The organism is Pengzhenrongella sp. (assembly GCF_036565025.1).
Classification (GTDB): Bacteria; Actinomycetota; Actinomycetes; order Actinomycetales; family Cellulomonadaceae; genus Pengzhenrongella.
In genome coordinates, this window is sequence record NZ_DATCNW010000305.1 from 1 (window position 1) to 17701 (window position 17701).

A 17701-nucleotide genomic window follows, 5' to 3' on the forward strand; every position below is an offset into this window, starting at 1 on the left:
CGGCGAGGGCGAGCCGGTAGCCCTCCGTGCGCAGCGCCGCCGAACCGAGCACCTCCCCCGGGTGCGCGCCGAACAGCGCGATCCGGCGCCGGCCGGTCTCGATCAGGTGCCGGGTCGCGGCCTGCGCGGCCTCGACGTTCGCCATCGTCACGTGGTCCGCGGGCGCGTGGAAGATCCGCTCCCCCAGCAGGACCAGCGGGTACGGGACCGAGAGCTCGGCCCGGTCTTCCTCGCCGAGGGCGAGCGGGCTGAAGATCAGGCCGTCCGTCGCCCGCCGCAGCGCGCCGTGCAGCACCTCGAGCTCGCGGTCGCGGCGCGAACCGGTCTGCTCGATGAGCACCGGGATGCCGCGTTCCTGGCCGGCCTGGATCACCAGGTCGGCGAGCTCGGCGAAGTAGGGCTGGCTGAGCTCGGGCACGGCCAGCCCGATCATCCCGGTCCGGCCCTGGCGGAGGTTCCGCGCCGAGACGTTCAGCTGGTACCCGAGCTCGGCGATGGCGGACTCGACGCGGGCCCGGGTCGCGGGGCGCAGGTACGGGTAGCCGTTGAGCACGTTCGAGACGGTCTTCACCGACACGCCGGCGAGCTCGGCCACGTCACGCATGGTCACGGCCACTTCAGCGCCACCCCTCTTGACCGCCCCGACCCCCGGGACCGGGCGTCCACGCGAGCAGCAGACGGGGCAAACCTACAACGGAGGCAAACGCAAGCGGGCCCGGCATCTCTGCCGGGCCCGTAGCTCACTTCTTGTTGCGGCGCTGGTGGCGAGTCTTTCGCAGCAGCTTGCGGTGCTTCTTCTTCGCCATGCGCTTACGACGCTTCTTGATGACGGAGCCCATAGATCCTCACAATGATCGACTTGTGCTGGTCTTCACGACACGCGGCGCGGTCGCAAAAGCCCACGCACGGGAAAATCCCAAAATCACTCTAGCCTCTGTCACGACACCCCGCCGACGCGCGGGCCCCGGCGGACGCGCCCGCGCTCAGGAGGTGAGGCGGTCGCCCTCGACGTACGACGCCGCCAGGTACTGCTCGAGCGCGTCCTGCGGGACCCGGTAGGACTGCCCCACGCGCACGGCCGGCATCTCACCCGAGTGGACCAGCCGGTACACCGTCATCCGGGAGACCCGCATGATCTCGGCCACCTCGGCCACGGTGAGGAACCGGGTTCGTGGCTGCTCGCTCACCTTCGTCCACCGTTCTTCGCGTTGTGCGGGTCTTGCGGTCAGCCCGGACGGACGGGTGACGCCGCCGTCGGCGCGCCCATCACGAAAGAGGCTGCAGCGCTCACCCTAGGGCCTCCCGGGGCACGGGAGAAAGAGCCAGCCAGGGGCCTCGTCGCTCAGTCGTGGTGCGGGTCGAGGCCCAGGTGCGGGAACACGGCATCGCGGGTCGCCTTGATCGCCCGGTCGACGTCGTCCCCGGGGTTGTAACCCTCGTGCCACTCCCGGAAGCGCAGCGGCGCGTCGTCGGTCATCCGCTCCGGGGTGTTGCGGCCCCAGCGATCCGCCACGTCCGCGCGCCACGCCGCCGGCAGGGCCGTCGCGGGGTCCAGCGGGACGTGCCCGGCGATCGCGATCAGGTGGCTCCAGGCGCGCGGCACGACGTCGACGACGGCGTATCCCCCGCCCCCGAGGGCGAGCCAGCGCCCGCCGGCCACCTCGTGTGCGAGCTCGTGCACCAGCTCGGCGACTCGCCGCTGGGCGTCGACGCTCACCTTGAGGTTCGCCAGCGGGTCCGCCGCGTGCGCGTCGCAGCCGTGCTGGCTCACCACGACGTCGGGCTTGAACTCGCGCAGCACCGCCGGGACGATCGCGGAGATGGCCCGCAGCCAGCCGGCGTCGCCCGTGCCGGCGGGCAGCGCGACGTTCACGACGGTGCCCTCGGCGCCGGGCCCGCCGACCTCGTAGGCGTGGCCCGTGCCCGGGAACAGGCTGCGACCGCTCTCGTGCACCGAGATGGTCACGACCCGCGGGTCGTCCCAGAACACGCGCTCGACGCCGTCGCCGTGGTGGGCGTCGACGTCGACGTAGGCGACCTTCGTCGCGCCGTCGGCCAGCAGCCGGTGGATCGCGAGCGCCGCGTCGTTGTAGACGCAGAAGCCCGATGCGCCGTCGGGCATCGCGTGGTGCATGCCGCCGGCGATGTTCACGGCGTGGATCGCCTCGCCCGACCAGATCGAGGACGCGCCCTCGAGGCTGCCGGTCACGATCCGGGCCGCGGCCTCGTGCATGCCGGCGAACACCGGGTCGTCCTCGGTCCCGAGCCCGTACACGGCGGACGCGTGCCCGTGGTCGGAGGCCGCCCGGACCGCCGCGACGTACGCGGCGCCGTGCACAGTGAGCAGGTCGTCCTCGCTCGCGGGCTCGGCACCGACCACCCGCACGCCGGGGGCGTCCAGCAGTCCCAGGGCGCCCGCCAGGTCCATCGTGAGCTTCAGGCGCACCGGTGACATCGGGTGGCCCTGGCCGAAGTCGTAACCGAGCAGGGCGGGTGACCACACGACGTGCACGGAATCCGCCATGCGCCTCACCGTAGTCCGCCGCCCCGACACGCCAGAGTGTGCGTCCATCAGAGCGCGAGCCGGGAGGTGCGATACAGCACGGCCTGACGGGATCGCTCTCGACGATCCGCGAGCACCCCGACAAGCTCGCCCGCCAATCGCCCGCACGGCTCGCCCTCGGCGTTTTCGCGAGTGTCATCGCCCTGGTCACCGGCCTGGTCACCGCCCTGCTCTGGACCCCGTTCGCGACGGCCGGCGACGGCCGCGCGCCGTTCGTGGACGCAGCTCCGGCGCCGATCAGGTGGGCGAAACCGCGGAGGCTCGATGCCGGGCCACGGCGTCGGTGTTGCCGCAGCGCGCCGAGCAGTAGCGCTGGCGCCCGGCCTTCGACGCGTCGACGTACGCCCGCCCGCAGCGCGACCGAGCGCACGTCCCGAGCCGGCCACCCCCGCTCCACGCGAGGAAGAACGCGAGACCCGTCGCCGTCACCGACTGCACCCGCGCCACGACGTCCCGTTCGTCGGCGACCAGATGCAGGTGCGGCGGGGTCTCGTCGTGCGTCGTGAGGAACAGCGCGCCGGCCACGTCCGACAGCAACGCATTGACGGCCGCGCAGCGTTCATCGACCCCCTCGGCGAGGAACACCGGCCGCAGACGCGACACCCAGGCGTCGAGCGCCTCCCGATCGACCGAACTGAGCCAGGGGCGCCGGATCTGGTGCTCGACCAGGAGGCCCCCGAACTCGCTGAGACTCTCGGCATTGACCAGAGCCGCGGCCAGACGCGGACCCACCTCGATGCCCGTAGCGCACGACGCCGCAGTACCGGTCGGGACGCCCTCCGATTGAATCGCTATCCCGACCGTCTTCCGAGGGCGCAATCCGTCGTCCGTCGCCGCGCCGAGTTTCTCCTCGCCCGTCCAACCCGGCCGATCCGCGGCTGCGGATCGGCCGCGAGATGGGAGTTGTTGTCGTCGGATCGCCCGAAATGCGACAACAACTCCCATCTCGTGGCGTGAGCGAGCCCGGGGACGCCTAGTCGGGGGGATTGGGCTGAGGTGGGAGCGGAGGTGGGTGGAATCTAGGGGGCCAGCTACAACGGCCGGCTCGACGCTCGAATCGAGCCCCGCGACCCCCGCTCAACTTCGGGACGCGGGGACGCGAAAGGGCCCGGACCGCCTGGAGAGACGGTCCGGGCCCTGCGGTGCGCGACTAGCGGGAGACGCCCGCGCGGCGCTTGTTGTAGACGTCGAACGCGACGGCCAGCAGGAGCACCAGGCCCTTGATGACCTGCTGGACCGACTGGTCAACGCCCATGAGCTGCATGCCGTTGCTCATGACCGCCATGATCAGGCCACCGACCATGGCGCCGACCACGGTGCCGACGCCACCGGTGACGGCGGCCCCACCGATGAAGCAGGCCGCGATCGCGTCGAGCTCGAACATTTGCCCCGCCGCCGGCTGGGCACCGTTGGAGCGCGAGGAGTAGATGACACCGGCCACCGAGGACAGGAAGCCCATGTTGACGAAGATCCAGAAGTTGACCCACTTGACCTTCACCCCGGAGAGCTGGGCCGCGTTGAGGTTGCCACCGATCGCGTAGACGTGCCGGCCGAACACCGAGCGCTTGGTCACGATGCCGTAGGTGCTGATCAGGATCGCGAGGATGATCAGCACGATCGGCAGACCGCGGCTGCTCGCGAGCTTGTAGGCGAACGCCATGACGATGGCGGCGATGACCACGATCTTCAGCACGAACAGCGGGAACGCCTCGACGGCCTGCTGATACATGAGCCGCGCCTGCCGGCTCCGGAAGGCGCTCACGGCGTAGCCCGCAATCGCGAGGCCGAAGACCACCAGTGTGAAGTTGTCGACGCCGAAGCCGCCCAGTACCCCGTTGAGCAGGAACCCACCGGCGGCCTTCTGGTACTCCGCCGGGAACGGCGAGAGCGAGATGTTATTCAGCACGAGCAGCGTGAGGCCGCGGAACAGCAGCATGCCGGCCAAGGTCGTGATGAACGCCGGAATCCCCATGAACGCGACCCAGAAGCCGTGCCAGGCGCCGACGGCGAGTCCCACCGCGAGAGCAGCCAGGACACCCATCCACCACGGGTTGCCGCCCTTGATGACGACGATCGCGGAGACCGCGCCGGTCAGCGCGACCACCGAACCGACCGAGAGGTCGATATGGCCGGCGATGATCACGATCACCATGCCGATCGCCAGGATCAGGATGTAGGAGTACTGCAGGACGATGTTCGTCATGTTCCCAGGACTCAGCAGCAGGCCGCCGGTCAGGATGGCGAACAGCGTCACAATGAGCACGAAGGCGATATAGATACCGCTTTGCCTGAGGTTACGGGTCAAGAGATCCCGCACGCTCGCAAGTCCATTCATCGCTCTAGTCCTTTTCCTTCGTCATGAGTTCCATCAAGCGCTCCTGCGTGGCCTCGGCAACGGGGACGACGCCGGTGATTCGCCCGAAGGCGAGCGTGTAGATGCGGTCGCAGATCCCCAGCAACTCGGGCAGCTCGGACGAGATCACGATGACCGACTTACCGACCGCGACGAGCGCGTTGATGATGGTGTAGATCTCGTACTTGGCGCCGACGTCGATCCCGCGGGTCGGCTCATCGAGGATCAGCACGTCGGCGTCGGTGTAGATCCACTTCGACAGCACGACCTTCTGCTGGTTCCCGCCCGAGAGCTTCCCGACGACCGAGAGCACGGTGGGCGCCTTGATGTTCAGGCTCTGCCGGTACTCCTCGGCGATCTTCAGCTCCTCGTTGGCGTTGACCCAACCGCGGCGGGACAGCTTGCCGAGCGACGCGGCGGAAACGTTCCGCCTGATGTCCTCGATCAGGTTCAACCCGTAGCGCTTGCGGTCCTCGGTCGCGTAGGCCAGGCCGTGCCCGATCGCCTCGCTCACCGTCCGGACCTTGATCTCCTCGCCGCGCTTGAACACGCGGCCGGTGATGTTGCGTCCGTAGCTGCGCCCGAACACGCTCATCGCGAGCTCCGTGCGTCCGGCACCCATCAGCCCGGCGATGCCCACGACCTCGCCTCGGCGCACTGCGAGGTTCGCGCCGGTGACAACGGCACGGTCCATCTGGGTCGGGTGCCACACGTTCCAGTCCTCGATCCGCAGCACCTCCTCGCCGATGTCCGGCGTGCGCTCCGGGAAGCGGCTCTCGAGGTCCCGCCCGACCATGCCCTTGATGATCCGGTTCTGCGTGACACCGTCGGCCTGCATGTCGAGGGTCTCGATGGTCTTGCCGTCGCGGATGATCGTGGTCGAGTCGGCAATCTCGATGATCTCGTTCAGCTTGTGGGAGATCATGATCGAGGTGATCCCCTGGCCCTTGAGGTGGCGCAGGAGATCGAGCAGGTGCTCGGAGTCCGTGTCGTTCAGCGCAGCGGTGGGCTCGTCGAGGATCAGCAGTTTGACGCGTTTGGACAGCGCCTTGGCGATCTCGATCAGCTGCTGCTTGCCGACGCCCAGCTGGCTCACGGGCGTCGTCGGGTTCTCGACCAGGCCCACCCGCGCGAGCAGCTTGCTCGCCTCGGCGTTCGTGGCGTTCCAGTCGACCAGGCCGCTCCTCGCACGCTGTTCATTGCCGAGGAAGATGTTCTCGGCGACCGACAGATACGGAACCAGGGCGAGCTCCTGGTGGATGATGACGATCCCCAGGTGCTCGCTGTCATTGATGGAGCCGAACTCCGCAGCTTTGTCCTCAAAGACGATCTCGCCGTCGTAGCTGCCGTGCGGGTAGACCCCCGAGAGCACCTTCATGAGGGTCGACTTGCCCGCGCCGTTCTCCCCGCAGATGGCGTGGATCTCGCCCCTTCGGACGTTCAACGAGACATCCTCGAGCGCCTTGACACCGGGGAAACTCTTCGTGATGGAGCGCATCTCCAAGATGTTGTTGCTCATTGCGCCAACCGTCCTCGTCTTTCGTGGACCACGGATGCTTCGCACCGGTGGCGATCCGGCGGGGGTTTCCCCCCGCCGGATCGGCCGGCATCGAGGTGCCCAGGTATCAGGAAGCAGCCTGACCAGATGCGACCTCGGCCGCGGTGTAGTAGCCGGAGTCGACCAGCAGCGACTTGATGTTGTCCTTGTAGACGATGTCCGACTTCAGCAGGAAGGACGGGACGACCTTCACGCCGTTGTCGTACGACTTGGTGTCGTTCGCCACCGGCGTCTTGCCCTCGAGGATCGCCTTGGACGAGGTGATCGCCTGTGCGGCGAGCTTGCGGGTGTCCTTGAAGATCGAGGCGAACTGCACGCCATCGGCGATCAGCTTGACCGATGCGATCTCGGAGTCCTGGCCCGAGATGGGCGGCATCGGCTTGGCGGTGGTGCCATAGCCGTCGTTCTTCAGCGCGGTGATGATGCCGCGGGAGATCCCGTCGTACGGGGACAGCACGCCGTCGACCTTGGAGCCGTCACTGTAGGCGGAGGTGAGGAGGTCTTCCATGCGCTTCTGCGCGGTCTCCTGCTTCCACTGCAGCGTCGCGGCCTGCTCGATCTTCGTCTGCTTGGACTTCACGACGATGGTGCCGTCGTCGATGAACGGCTGGAGCTTGGCGATCGCGCCCTTCCAGAAGAAGGACGCGTTGTTGTCGTCGAGCGACCCGGCGAACAGCTCCACGTTGAACGGCCCCTTGGCCGTGCCCTTCGAGCCGTCCGCCTTGAGCAGGCCCAGGCCCACCAGCAGCGACGTTGCCTGCTGGTCGCCGACCTTCTCGTTGTCGAACGTGACGTAGAAGTCGACGTTCTTGCTGTCGCGGATCAGCCGGTCGTAGGCGATGACCGGGATGTGCGCGTCGGCAGCGGCCTGCAGCTGGCTGCTCAGGGCCTTGCCGTCGATCGACGCGATGATGAGGAGCTTGACGCCCTTGGTGATCATCTGGTCGATCTGCTGGGACTGCACCGGGATGTCGTCGCCCGCGTACTGCAGGTCGACCTTGTACCCGTCCGCCTCGAGGCCCTTCTTGACGGCCTTGCCGTCGGCGATCCAGCGCTCGGAGGTCTGGGTCGGCATCGCGACACCGATCGTGCCGCCCTTGGCGCCGGCGGTCTCGCCCGCCTTGGCGCTTCCGGCGCCGCCGCCGCCGCACGCGGCCAGTGCGAAGGTCAGGGCCATGCCCGCGGCAAGTACCGCAAACTTCTTCGTGCGCATTCTTCCTCCTGAAGAAAAACGTGTTCCTGATCCGGTCCGGCCGAACGCCGACCCGGGGTACCGCCCTGACCGCCGGTTCTCCACCGGTCAGGAAGTTCATGTGACCGTGCGCCTTACTCCACCTGGATCACGTTGGTCCCGGCGCGCCGCAGCTCGCCGACGGCGGCCGCCCCCGCGGAGGATCCGGTGATCACCGTCGAGATGTCGGCGAGCTCCGCGATGCGGATCAGGTGGGCCTGGCCGATCTTCGACCCGGTCGCGACGACGACGGTGCGCTCGGCCGCAGCGATCATGCGCCGCTTGACCTCCGCCTCGGGCAAGTTGATGTTGGTGATGCCGTGCGCCACGTCGACGCCGGTGCACCCGATGAACGCGAGGTCCGGGTGCATCCGCTCGAGCAGCAGGTTCGCCATCGGGTCGACGAGCGAGTGCTGCAGCGGACGCAGCGTCCCTCCGGTCACGATCACCGTGACGGCGGGCATCGCGGCCTCGAGCTCCAGAGCGACCATCAGTCCGTTCGTGATCACCGCGACCTCTTCGAGGTCGGTGCGGGCCGCCAGGGCCCGCGCGATGGCGGTCGTCGTGGTGCCGACGTCCAGCACGATGCTCATGCCCGAGGTGACGAGCGACGCCGCTCGTTCCCCGATCCGCTGCTTCTCGTCGGCGGACGAGGCGAGGGACTCCTCGAAGGACGCCTCGGGACGCCCGCCGTACGAGCGGGCCATCGCGCCACCCCGCACCCGGCGCACGTCGTGGGAGTGGTCGAGCGCGTCGAGGTCACCCCGAACGGTGACGTCCGAGATCCCGAACGCCTCGGACAGGTCGGCGACCCGGACGAACTGACGTGCGGTGATCATCTGGAGCATCCGCTCGCGGCGGACCCTCGCGGGGAGTGATACCGCCTCTTCATTGAGCACGTCACTACTTTCGACATCTTTCGATTGGCAGTCAAGTCGATGAGGGCAACTTTTGATTGCGAAACTGTAACGATGTCCGGCTTCAACCCTCTTTGGGGACAAATGTCCCGAAACGGGCGTAAACAGATTTCGGACGTGCGCGCATAACTCAAGTGTCTCGGGTTAAAGCACTTTCGTTATCAAAGGCCCCTGGGGGCTTCTCGAAAACTTCTCTCGAAGCCCCCAGGGGTGGTCAGAAGCCCTGCGCCAGCCGGTAGTACGCCTGGTTCCAGCGGATCTCACGGGCGAAGCCGCGCGACGTCGTGTCGCGGTCGATCACCAGCAGCTCGGTCCGGGCGATGTCCGAGAAGTCGGCGAACACGTCGATGCCGACCTGCGTGCTGAGCACGGTGTGGTGCGCGGCCCCTGCGGTCAGCCAGGCCTCGGCCGACGTCGCGAAGTCCGGCTCGGGCTTCCAGACCGCGCGCGCGACCGGGAGGTTCGGCAGGTCTTCGGCCGACGGCACGACCTCGACGACGTTCGCGACGAGCCGGAACCGCTCGCGCATGTCGGACATCGCGACGACCACGCCGGGGCCCGGGTCGGTGTCGAAGACGAGCCGGACGGGGTCCTCGCGCCCACCGATGCCGAGCGGGTGGACCTCAAGGCTCGGGCGGCTCGTCGTGAGGGACGGGCAGACCTCGAGCATGTGCGCGCCCAGGATCAGCTCGGAGCCGGGCACGAGGTTGTACGTGTAGTCCTCCATGAGGGAGGCCCCGCCGGGCAGCCCCTGGCCCATGACCTTCGCGGCGCGCACGAGCACGGCCGTCTTCCAGTCGCCCTCGGCACCGAAGCCGTAGCCGTCGGCCATCAGGCGCTGCACCGCGAGCCCCGGCAGCTGGCGCAGCCCGCCTAGGTCCTCGAAGTTGGTCGTGAATGCGCTCGCGCCGAGGCCCGTGAGGAAGGAGCGCAGGCCCAGCTCGATCCGCGCGCCGTAGCGCAGCGAGTCGTGCCGGTCGCCACCCTTGCGCAGCTCGTCGGCGACGTCGTACAGGTCCTCGTACTCCCCGACCAGGGTGTCCACCTCGGCGTCGGTCGAGGAGTCGACCGCCTCGACGAGGTCGTTGACGCCCCAGGTGTTCACGGAGACCCCGAAGCGCAGCTCGGCCTCGGTCTTGTCGCCCTCGGTGACCGCGACGTTGCGCATGTTGTCGCCGAACCGGGCGAGCTTGAGCTCGTGCGTCGCGTTCCAGCCGGCCGCGGCGCGCACCCAGCCGCCAATCTTGCCCAGCACGGCCGGGTTGGAGACGTGCCCGACGACGGTCTTGCGCGCCACCCCGAGCCGGGACTGGATGTACCCGAACTCGCGGTCGCCGTGCGCGGCCTGGTTGAGGTTCATGAAGTCCATGTCGATAGTTGCCCACGGCAGCTCGACGTTCGCCTGCGTGTGCAGGTGCAGCAGGGGCGTGCGCAGCGCGTCGAGGCCGGCGATCCACATCTTGGCCGGCGAGAACGTGTGCATCCAGGCGATCACGCCGATGCAGGCGTCGTCCGCGTTGGCCTCGAGCGCGGTCCGCCGGATCGCACCTGCGCTCTTGAGCACGGGCTTCCAGACGATCTTCACCGGGACGGCGCCCGCGGCGTCGATCGCGCGGGCGATCTCCTGGGACTGCTCGGCGACCTGGCGCAGGGTGTCCTCGCCATACAGGTCCTGGCTGCCGGTGAGGAACCAGACCTCGCGGTCGGCATAAGCCTTGCTCATGACACTCCTTCGCGGCCGGGCTGCCCCTGGCCGTAGACGTTCTGGTAGCGGGCGTAGAGCGAGTCGATGTCGGCCTGCGGGATCGGGACCGGTTCGCCGAGCTGGCGGGCGATGTGCACGGTGCGGGCGACCTCCTCGACCATCACCGCGGCCTTGACCGCGGCGCGAGCATCCACCCCGACGGTGAACGGGCCGTGGTTGCGCATCAGTACGGCGGGCGAACGGCTGGTAGCGAGCGTCTCGACGATGCCCCGGCCGATCGAGTCGTCGCCGATGAGTGCGAACGGGCCGATCGGCACCGGGCCGCCGAACTCGTCGGCCATCATCGTCAGCACGCACGGCACCGCCTCGCCGCGCGACGCCCAGGCGGTCGCGTAGGTGGAGTGGGTGTGCACGACGCCGCCGATGTGCGCGAGGTGCCGGTAGACGTAGGCGTGCGCCGCGGTGTCGCTCGACGGCGACCGGCTCCCGTCGACGAGCTCGCCGTCGAGGTCGCAGACCACCATCGACTCGGGCGTCAGGTCGTCGTAGGACACACCCGACGGCTTGATGACGAACAGGTCGGCGCCCGCGACTCGCTGCGACACGTTGCCTGCCGTCCACACCACGAGCTCGTAGCGCGGCAGCTCGGCGTGCAGGGCGGCCACGACGTTGCGTGCCTCGGCGACGGAGGCGCGCACCTCGGCGGAGTAGGCGGTCAGGCCGGTCGCCCCGACGCCGCTCACTTCGCGCCGCCGATCGCGTCGCGGCGGATGGCCTTGAGCCGGTGCATGACGTCGTTCGCGCCGCGCCCGAAGTAGTCGTGCAGGGCGGTGTACTCGGCGAACAGCGCGTCGTAGCGCTTCGCGTTCTCCTCGATCGGGGTGTACGCGGCGACCTTGCGCCGACCCATGACCTTCGCGGCGGCCCGGACGTCGTCGTAGGCGCCGGCAGCAACAGCCGCGTGGATGGCCGAGCCGAGGGCAGGGCCCTGCTCGGAGACGATCGTGCTCAGCGGCAGGCGCGTGACGTCCGCGTAGATCTGCATGAGCAGCGCGTTCTTCAGCAGCCCGCCGGCGACGACGAGCTCGGTGACCGGGACCCCCGAGCCGGTGAAGGCCTCGACGATCGTGCGGGTGCCGAACGCGGTGGCCTCGAGGAGGGCGCGGTAGGTGTCCTCTGGCTTGGTCGCGAGCGTCTGGCCGACGACGACGCCGGAGAGCTCGTGGTCCACCAGCACCGAGCGGTTGCCCGAGTGCCAGTCCAGCGCGATCAGGCCGTGCTCGCCGATCTGCTGGCGTGCGGCGAGCTCGGTGAGGTAGGCGTGCACGCCCTGCTCGCCGGCGGCCGCGACGTACTCCGGCGGCACGGAGGTGTTCACGAACCAGCCGAAGATGTCCCCCACGCCGCTCTGGCCGGCCTCGTAGCCCCACAGCCCCTCGACGATCCCGCCGTCGACGACCCCGCACATGCCGGGGACCTCGTGCAGAGCTCGGCCGTTCATCACGTGGCACGTCGAGGTGCCCATGATCGCGACCATCTGGCCGGGCTCGACGGCGTTTGCGGCCGGCGAGGTGACGTGCGCGTCGACGTTCCCGACGGCGACCGCGATGCCCTCGGGCAGCCCGGTCCAGGCGGCGGCCTGCGCGGTCAGCGTGCCCGCGGCGGCGCCGAGCTGCCCGATCGGGTGGGTGACCTTGGCGTCGACGAAGTCGGCGAAATCGGGGTTGAGGGCGGCGAGGAAGTCGCGGCTGGGGTACTCGCCGTCCTGCAGGATGCCCTTGTAGCCGGCGGTGCACGCGTTGCGGACGTACTCACCGGACAGCTGCCAGATGATCCAGTCGGCGGCCTCGACCCAGTGCTCGGTCGCTTCGTAGACCTCGCGGTCCTCCTCGAGCAGCTGCAGGCCCTTGGCGAACTCCCACTCGGAGGAGATCAGGCCGCCGTAGCGCGCGATCCAGGGCTCGCGGCGCTCGTGGGCGAGGGCGGTGATGCGGTCGGCGTGCGGCTGGGCGGAGTGGTGCTTCCAGAGCTTCACGTAGGCGTGCGGCCGGTCGGCGAACGTGTCGAGCTCGCACAGCGGCGTGCCGTCGGCGGTCGTGGCGACCATCGTGCAGGCGGTGAAGTCGGTGCCGATGCCGACGACGTCGGCCGGGTCGATGCCGAACGCCGCGCGGGCCGCGGCGATCGCGGCGGGCACGGCGGTCTTGAGCACGTCGACGTAGTCGGACGGGACCTGGAGCGCCCAGTCGGGGGCCAGGGCGACGGGGCTGCCCGCGTCGGCGGCCGGGCCGGCGGTCAGCGCGCGCTCCATGACGGCGTGCGGGTACTCGTGGACCGCGGAGCCGAGCTCCGCGCCGTCGCGCACGCGCACCACGACGGCTCTGCCCGAGAGGGTTCCGTAGTCGACCCCCACCACCAGCGCTTCGTGCGCGTCGACGTGCCTAGGTCCCAGTCCCGCTTCCACCGTCATTGGTGCTGCTTCCGCTCGTCTTCCCGCCGGGGCGAGGTGTGCACGCCGAGGACGGAACGCCGTCGGCCAGGCCAATGTTAGCGCTCACATTCACTCTGTCAAGCGGGCGGACCGGTGCTGAAGCGCACCACGAGGCTCGGCGGGATGGGGGTGGGATCGCTGTCGAACCCGTTGATGGCCGCGAGCAGCATCTGCATGCAGCGGGTACCGAGGGCCCCGAATTCCTGTCGCACCGTCGTGAGCGGCGGGAAGAAGTGGGCCGAGCCGGTGATGTCGTCGAAGCCGACCACCGAGACGTCGCGCGGGACGCGCAGGCCGGACTCGGCGAAGGCACGCAGGAGGCCGAGCGCGAGCTGGTCGTTGGCCGCGAAGACGGCGCCCGGCAGGCCGTCGCGCACGAGGCGCAGGCCGACCTCGTAACCTCGGTCCGGACTCCAGTCGCCGCTGATCTGCTCCCCGGGCGCGACGCCGGCCGCGGCGAGCTCCTTTCGCCAGCCGACGGCGCGCGCATGGGCGTCGATCCAGTCCTGCGGGCCGGCGAGGTGCGCGATGTCCCGGTGGCCCAGCTCGAGCAGGTGCCGGGTCGCGAGGCGGGCGCCGAGCTCCTGGTCGACGCTCATCGTGTGGAACGCGAAGCCGGGGCTCGCCTCGGACGCGATCATCACGAGCGGGACGACGTCGCCGAACGGGACCAGCGCGTCGCGCACGTCGCTGTGCGGCGCGATGCAGATGATGCCCTCGACGCCCTGGGCCAGGAAGTGCTCGACGGCGTGGTCGACGCTCGTCGCGTCGTTGCGGGCGAGGGTCGCGACGCTGACGAAGTACCCGGCGTCGCGCGCCGCCGCCTCGACGGCGATCAGGGTCGAGGCCGGGCCGAAGTACGGCAGGCCGGTGGTGACCACGCCGATCGCGCCCGAACGGCGCGTGACCAGCGTGCGAGCCGCGCTGTTGCGGCGGTAGCCCAGCTCGGCGATGGCATCGAGGACCCGGTCGCGGGTCGCGGGACGCACGCTCGGGTGGTCGTTCAGGACTCGCGAGACCGTCTGGTGCGAGACGCCCGCCACGCGAGCGACATCACTCATCGCCGGGGGTCGGGGGCGGTCGTCGTACTCGGTCGTCATCGGGGCTGCCTGTCGCGGTCGGTCGTCAACGCGGGTGCCTGTCGCGCTCGATGGGTCATCGCGGGTGCCTGTCGCGCTCGCGCTCGGTCGTCGGCTGACTGTCGCGCTCGGTGGTCATCGGGGTGCCTGTCGTACGAGGTGGTCATCGCACGCGCCTTCGCGACCGTTGGTCATCGCATGCGCCTGCCGTATGCGGTGATCATGGCAGGCGCATGCGGCCTCGGCGGCCATCCCGCGCATCGTCGACGCCGTGTCAGCATCAAAGGCGCCCGGGATGGTCACCGCCGGGGAGCGCTACTTGCCGTGCGAGGCGGACGCCGCCTCGGCGGCCAGCTGGAGCGAGCGGTCCCGCGTGGCCGTGGCCGCCGCGACGATTCCCGCCCGGACGCCGTGGGCGTCGAGCTGGCTCACACCTGCGACGGTGGTCCCACCCGGGGAGGAGACGCGCTCGCGCAGGATCGCGGGATGGTCGCCGGTCTCGTCGACCAACGACGCCGAGCCGAGGACGGTCGCGACGGCGAGCTTGGTGGAAAGGTCGCGCGTGAGGCCGAGCAGGACGCCCGCCTCGGCGAGCGCGTCGATGAAGTAGAAGACGTAGGCGGGGCCCGACCCGGAGATCGCGGTCACGGCGTCGAGGTCGTGCTCGTCGGCGCGGACCACCAGGCCGGTCTTCGCGAGGACGCGCTCGGTCAGCGCGAGGTGCTCCTCGGTGGCGTGCGTGCCTGGGCTGATCGCGCTCGCGCCCTTGCCGATCACCGCGGGCGTGTTCGGCATGACGCGGACGACGGCGGTGCCGGCGGGCAGCCGCTCCTCGTAGAAGGAGCACGTGACCCCCGCCGCGACGCTGATCACGAGCGTCCCGGGGCGCAGCGACCCGGCGATGTCCTCAAGCACTCCCCCGATGTACTTCGGCTTGACGGCGACGACGACGATGTCGACGCGGCTCACCGTTGCGGCGTTGCCGTCCGCGGCGCGCACGCCGTACTTCGCGGAGAGCTCGTTGGCGCGGATGGCGGAGGGTTCGGCGACACTCACGTCCTCGGCGCTCCAGCCGGAGGCGAGCACACCGGCCAGCAGCGCCTCACCCATCACTCCGCCGCCGATGAAGGCGAGACGGGGGTGCGTCGTCGTGGTCGTGGGTGCGTCCGAAGTCATGACATGCCTCTCGCCGGGGATGGTCGGAGGGACGAGCGTATCGGCCGGGGGAGATTCGACTGGGCTCCGTCCAGGGTGCGGAGGCCGTGGAGCGCGGATCTGTCCAGTACACGGAGGCCTCGGAACAACGATTCGACCGACGAGCACGTTCCGAACGAACCGATGATCTCGACCCCCCGTCCCCGGGCTCGCTCGAGTCGCGAACGCCGGACTGCGGGCGGTCATCGAAATAGGAGTTGTTGTCGTCGCGAGCGCGAAAATACGACAACAACTCCTATTTCGCGCTCGGCCCGGACACCGGCGCACCAATGAGTCCATGGGCCGCCGCGACGAATCTCCCGATCAGCAGCGCGGGATCGACGATGGAGCCGTCCAGGATGAGCTCATCGATCTCCTTGACGCTCATCGGCGCGATCCGGACCGACTCTGACGGGTCGGAGTCGTCAGCGACGCCCTGACTCGTCCCGGAGCAGAAGTAGAGGTGCGTGGGCCAGCCGGTTCGGCCCGGATTCGAATAGAACGAATGCAGGTGCGTGAGCCCGTGTGCAATGAGGCCGGTCTCCTCCTGGCATTCTCGTCTCGCCGCGTCCTGCGGAGTTTCTCCGGGCTTTCCGCCGCCACCAGGCAGGTCGTAGATCCACCGATCGAGCGGGAAGCGAAACTGACGGGTCAGCACGATCTGGTCGTCCGGACGTTGCACGAGGACGGCCACCGCAAACTCCAGGCTCTCGTCGACCTCGTAGCTGGTCTCGCCGCCACCGGGAAGGACCGCGGAGTATTCCGCGATCGTCATACGGCCTTCGTACAGCAGTCGTCTTTCCTTGCGCGCCCACACCGGCTCGATCGCGCTCACGTCTCGTTCGCCTCTTCCGGTTCGGCGGAGCTCGCTGGATCTCGACCAGCGAGCGCCCTCTGTCTACCAGCACTCACCGAGGACGTGTCGGCGCGTCAGGCCTCGCGCAGGTGCTGGGCCAGGTCGACGAGGCCCGCCCGGGCCGCCGGCCGCCACGCGTCCCAGTCGTGGCGCGGCACGTCTCCCGGCGCCGGCCCGGCGAACTGATCGAGGGCGTTACTTCCGGAACCCCGTCGAGCTGCGCACCGATCAGCTGCGCGGTCTGGGTCGTCCTGTGCGACGGACCGTGCTGAATCGCGGCGAGCGGGACGCCTCGAAGCCGCCTGCCGAGGAACCCGGCCTGTCGGCGGCCATTGCCGGACAGGCCGCTCTCATCCGGGACCACCTCGCCATGCCGGGTGAGGTAGAGGTAGCGGCTCGCCGTCATGGGTGAAACTTCTCGCCGCGCGCCAGCATGCCGACGAACTTCTCGATCCGTCGAGCCCTCGTGTCCGCCCGTTTCGCGTCCTGCACCCTGAAGTAGATCGCGTACCTGTTCTGGCTGTTCAGCGTCGCGTAGAACTCGGCGGCCGCCGGGCTCTGCTCGAGGGCGGCGAGGAAATCCGGGTGCGGCTCGGCATTCTTGGGGCCTTCATACGCCTTCTTCCAGCGCCCGTCCGCGCGCGCTCGCTCCACCTCGGCGAGGCCTCGCGGCGCCATTCTTCCCTCCGCGATCATCGCCTCGGCGGCGGTGCGGTTACGCAGCGACCAGGGGCTCTGCGGGCGGCGCGGCGTGAATCGCTGCACGTAGGTCTGGTCGTCGATCCGGCGGGTCTGCCCATCGATCCACCCGTGCTCGAGCGCCGCATCGAGCGCCTCGGCGTACGTCACGGTCGTGGTTCCCGAACCCTTCTTCGCAAAGGTCAGCCACACGCCGGGCGAGGAGTCCTGGTGGTCGACCAGCCAGGTGCGAAATGCGTCGCCAGAGTCGAACATCAGCGGTTCGGGCTCGTCGGTCATCATTCCCACCTCATCGTCTCCGGCGGACTGGGCAGAGCAGATTCACGAACGAGCCGCGGCGAGCCGCCGCGACCAGTCGACCGCTCGCGAGGACATGGACAGTAGTTCCTCGATCGCCTGCGGGATGGCAACCGACGACTGCATCCACCCCGTCGGCGCGGCGGCGTCGATGCTGACTCGTACCAGCTCGGTGAGACTTCCGAGCTTGCGTGCGACCGTGCGCAGGCCGAACGAGTCGTCGATCTGCGGCGGCTGTCCACTCGCGTCGACGTAGCTGTCGAGCGCGGCTCCACAGAAGGCGAGATCGTGCTCGCCGAAAGCGAACAGGGTGCGACCGAGCTCCAGGCCGGCACTTTCCTGGCCGACGCTCTCCCAGTCGATGAGAAACAGGCCGGAATCAGCATCCAGGACGTTGTACGGTTCCAGGTCGCCGTGCGAGATCACCAGGTCTGTTCGAGCATTCCACGCAGCCGCCACCCGGTCCGAGATCTCCAGCACCCGAGGCAGGGATCCGCGGAGCCGCGAATGCCAGTCGAGGCTTCGAGCCTGCGCCGCGGCGAGCCAGGAGTTCCAGATCGACACCTCGAACAAACCGAACCAGTCGCTCGCCGGCGTGAGGTCGGGATCGGTGTGCTCCCAATGGTCGTAGCTTAGGACCCCCTGCCAGTCGCCCCCGAGCGGGGATCCTCCTCTGGATCCCGCCTGCGTGGACCTCAAGTTACGTCCATTGCGTGCGGGCCCGCCCCGAGCGGGAGCGATCCAGTTTTGGGAAGGTT

The 17701-nt window shown here is 69.2% G+C and carries 18 protein-coding genes; all 18 read right to left on the reverse strand.

Going from position 1 to position 17701, the window contains the following annotated elements; genetic code table 11:
• Positions 1-616 (reverse strand): LacI family DNA-binding transcriptional regulator (locus VIM26_RS17635; RefSeq protein ID WP_331953556.1); only part of this gene is annotated, 616 nt, incomplete at its 3' end.
• 124 nt (positions 617-740) lie between these two features.
• Positions 741-839 carry a 30S ribosomal protein bS22 gene (locus tag VIM26_RS17640; RefSeq protein WP_003792170.1) on the reverse strand — a complete coding sequence of 33 codons (99 nt, stop codon included), beginning with the start codon at positions 837-839 and terminating at the stop codon, positions 741-743.
• 144 nt (positions 840-983) lie between these two features.
• Positions 984-1187 carry a helix-turn-helix domain-containing protein gene (locus VIM26_RS17645; protein WP_331953558.1) on the reverse strand — a complete coding sequence of 68 codons (204 nt, stop codon included), beginning with the start codon at positions 1185-1187 and terminating at the stop codon, positions 984-986.
• Positions 1188-1342: 155 nt separating this feature from the next.
• Positions 1343-2524 carry an acetoin utilization protein AcuC gene (locus VIM26_RS17650; RefSeq protein WP_331953560.1) on the reverse strand — a complete coding sequence of 394 codons (1182 nt, stop codon included), beginning with the start codon at positions 2522-2524 and terminating at the stop codon, positions 1343-1345.
• 276 nt (positions 2525-2800) lie between these two features.
• Positions 2801-3295: a CGNR zinc finger domain-containing protein gene (locus VIM26_RS17655; RefSeq protein ID WP_331953562.1), complete on the reverse strand. Its 495-nt coding sequence runs from the start codon at positions 3293-3295 to the stop codon at positions 2801-2803.
• A gap of 418 nt (positions 3296-3713) precedes the next feature.
• Positions 3714-4898, reverse strand: coding sequence for a multiple monosaccharide ABC transporter permease (gene mmsB / locus VIM26_RS17660; protein ID WP_331953564.1), 1185 nt, complete (start codon positions 4896-4898; stop codon positions 3714-3716).
• Positions 4899-4902: 4 nt separating this feature from the next.
• Positions 4903-6435, reverse strand: a complete 1533-nt coding sequence (mmsA, locus tag VIM26_RS17665) for a multiple monosaccharide ABC transporter ATP-binding protein (protein WP_331953566.1) — start codon at positions 6433-6435, stop codon at positions 4903-4905.
• 106 nt (positions 6436-6541) lie between these two features.
• Positions 6542-7687 (reverse strand): multiple monosaccharide ABC transporter substrate-binding protein, encoded by a 1146-nt coding sequence (chvE, locus tag VIM26_RS17670; protein WP_331953568.1) that lies wholly within the window; start codon positions 7685-7687, stop codon positions 6542-6544.
• Positions 7688-7800: 113 nt separating this feature from the next.
• Complete coding sequence (locus VIM26_RS17675; RefSeq protein WP_331953570.1) at positions 7801-8604, reverse strand: DeoR/GlpR family DNA-binding transcription regulator; 804 nt, start codon at positions 8602-8604, stop codon at positions 7801-7803.
• Positions 8605-8836: 232 nt separating this feature from the next.
• The gene (gene araA / locus VIM26_RS17680; protein WP_331953572.1) at positions 8837-10345 is read right to left on the reverse strand and encodes an L-arabinose isomerase; all 1509 of its coding nucleotides are present in this window, start codon (positions 10343-10345) and stop codon (positions 8837-8839) included.
• On the reverse strand, positions 10342-11070 hold the full coding sequence (locus tag VIM26_RS17685; RefSeq protein ID WP_331953574.1) for an L-ribulose-5-phosphate 4-epimerase: 729 nt from the start codon (positions 11068-11070) through the stop codon (positions 10342-10344). Before VIM26_RS17685 ends, araA begins: the two co-directional genes overlap by 4 nt.
• Positions 11067-12797: a ribulokinase gene (araB, locus tag VIM26_RS17690; RefSeq protein ID WP_331953576.1), complete on the reverse strand. Its 1731-nt coding sequence runs from the start codon at positions 12795-12797 to the stop codon at positions 11067-11069. Before araB ends, VIM26_RS17685 begins: the two co-directional genes overlap by 4 nt.
• Before the next feature lie 98 nt (positions 12798-12895).
• Positions 12896-13918 carry a LacI family DNA-binding transcriptional regulator gene (locus VIM26_RS17695; protein WP_331953578.1) on the reverse strand — a complete coding sequence of 341 codons (1023 nt, stop codon included), beginning with the start codon at positions 13916-13918 and terminating at the stop codon, positions 12896-12898.
• Positions 13919-14212: 294 nt separating this feature from the next.
• Positions 14213-15073, reverse strand: a complete 861-nt coding sequence (gene proC / locus VIM26_RS17700; protein WP_331953580.1) for a pyrroline-5-carboxylate reductase — start codon at positions 15071-15073, stop codon at positions 14213-14215.
• A gap of 274 nt (positions 15074-15347) precedes the next feature.
• A complete protein-coding gene (locus tag VIM26_RS17705; protein WP_331953582.1) occupies positions 15348-15926 on the reverse strand; it encodes an NUDIX hydrolase in 579 nt (192 codons plus the stop codon).
• A 73-nt stretch (positions 15927-15999) separates the two neighbouring features.
• Complete coding sequence (locus VIM26_RS27145) at positions 16000-16353, reverse strand: histidine phosphatase family protein (protein ID WP_414696514.1); 354 nt, start codon at positions 16351-16353, stop codon at positions 16000-16002.
• Positions 16350-16925: a YdeI/OmpD-associated family protein gene (locus VIM26_RS17710; protein ID WP_331953584.1), complete on the reverse strand. Its 576-nt coding sequence runs from the start codon at positions 16923-16925 to the stop codon at positions 16350-16352. The genes VIM26_RS27145 and VIM26_RS17710 overlap by 4 nt, the downstream gene beginning before the upstream one ends.
• A 42-nt stretch (positions 16926-16967) precedes the next feature.
• Positions 16968-17701, reverse strand: a 734-nt coding sequence (locus tag VIM26_RS17715) for a phosphotransferase family protein (protein WP_331953586.1), incomplete at its 5' end; no start/stop codon positions are given.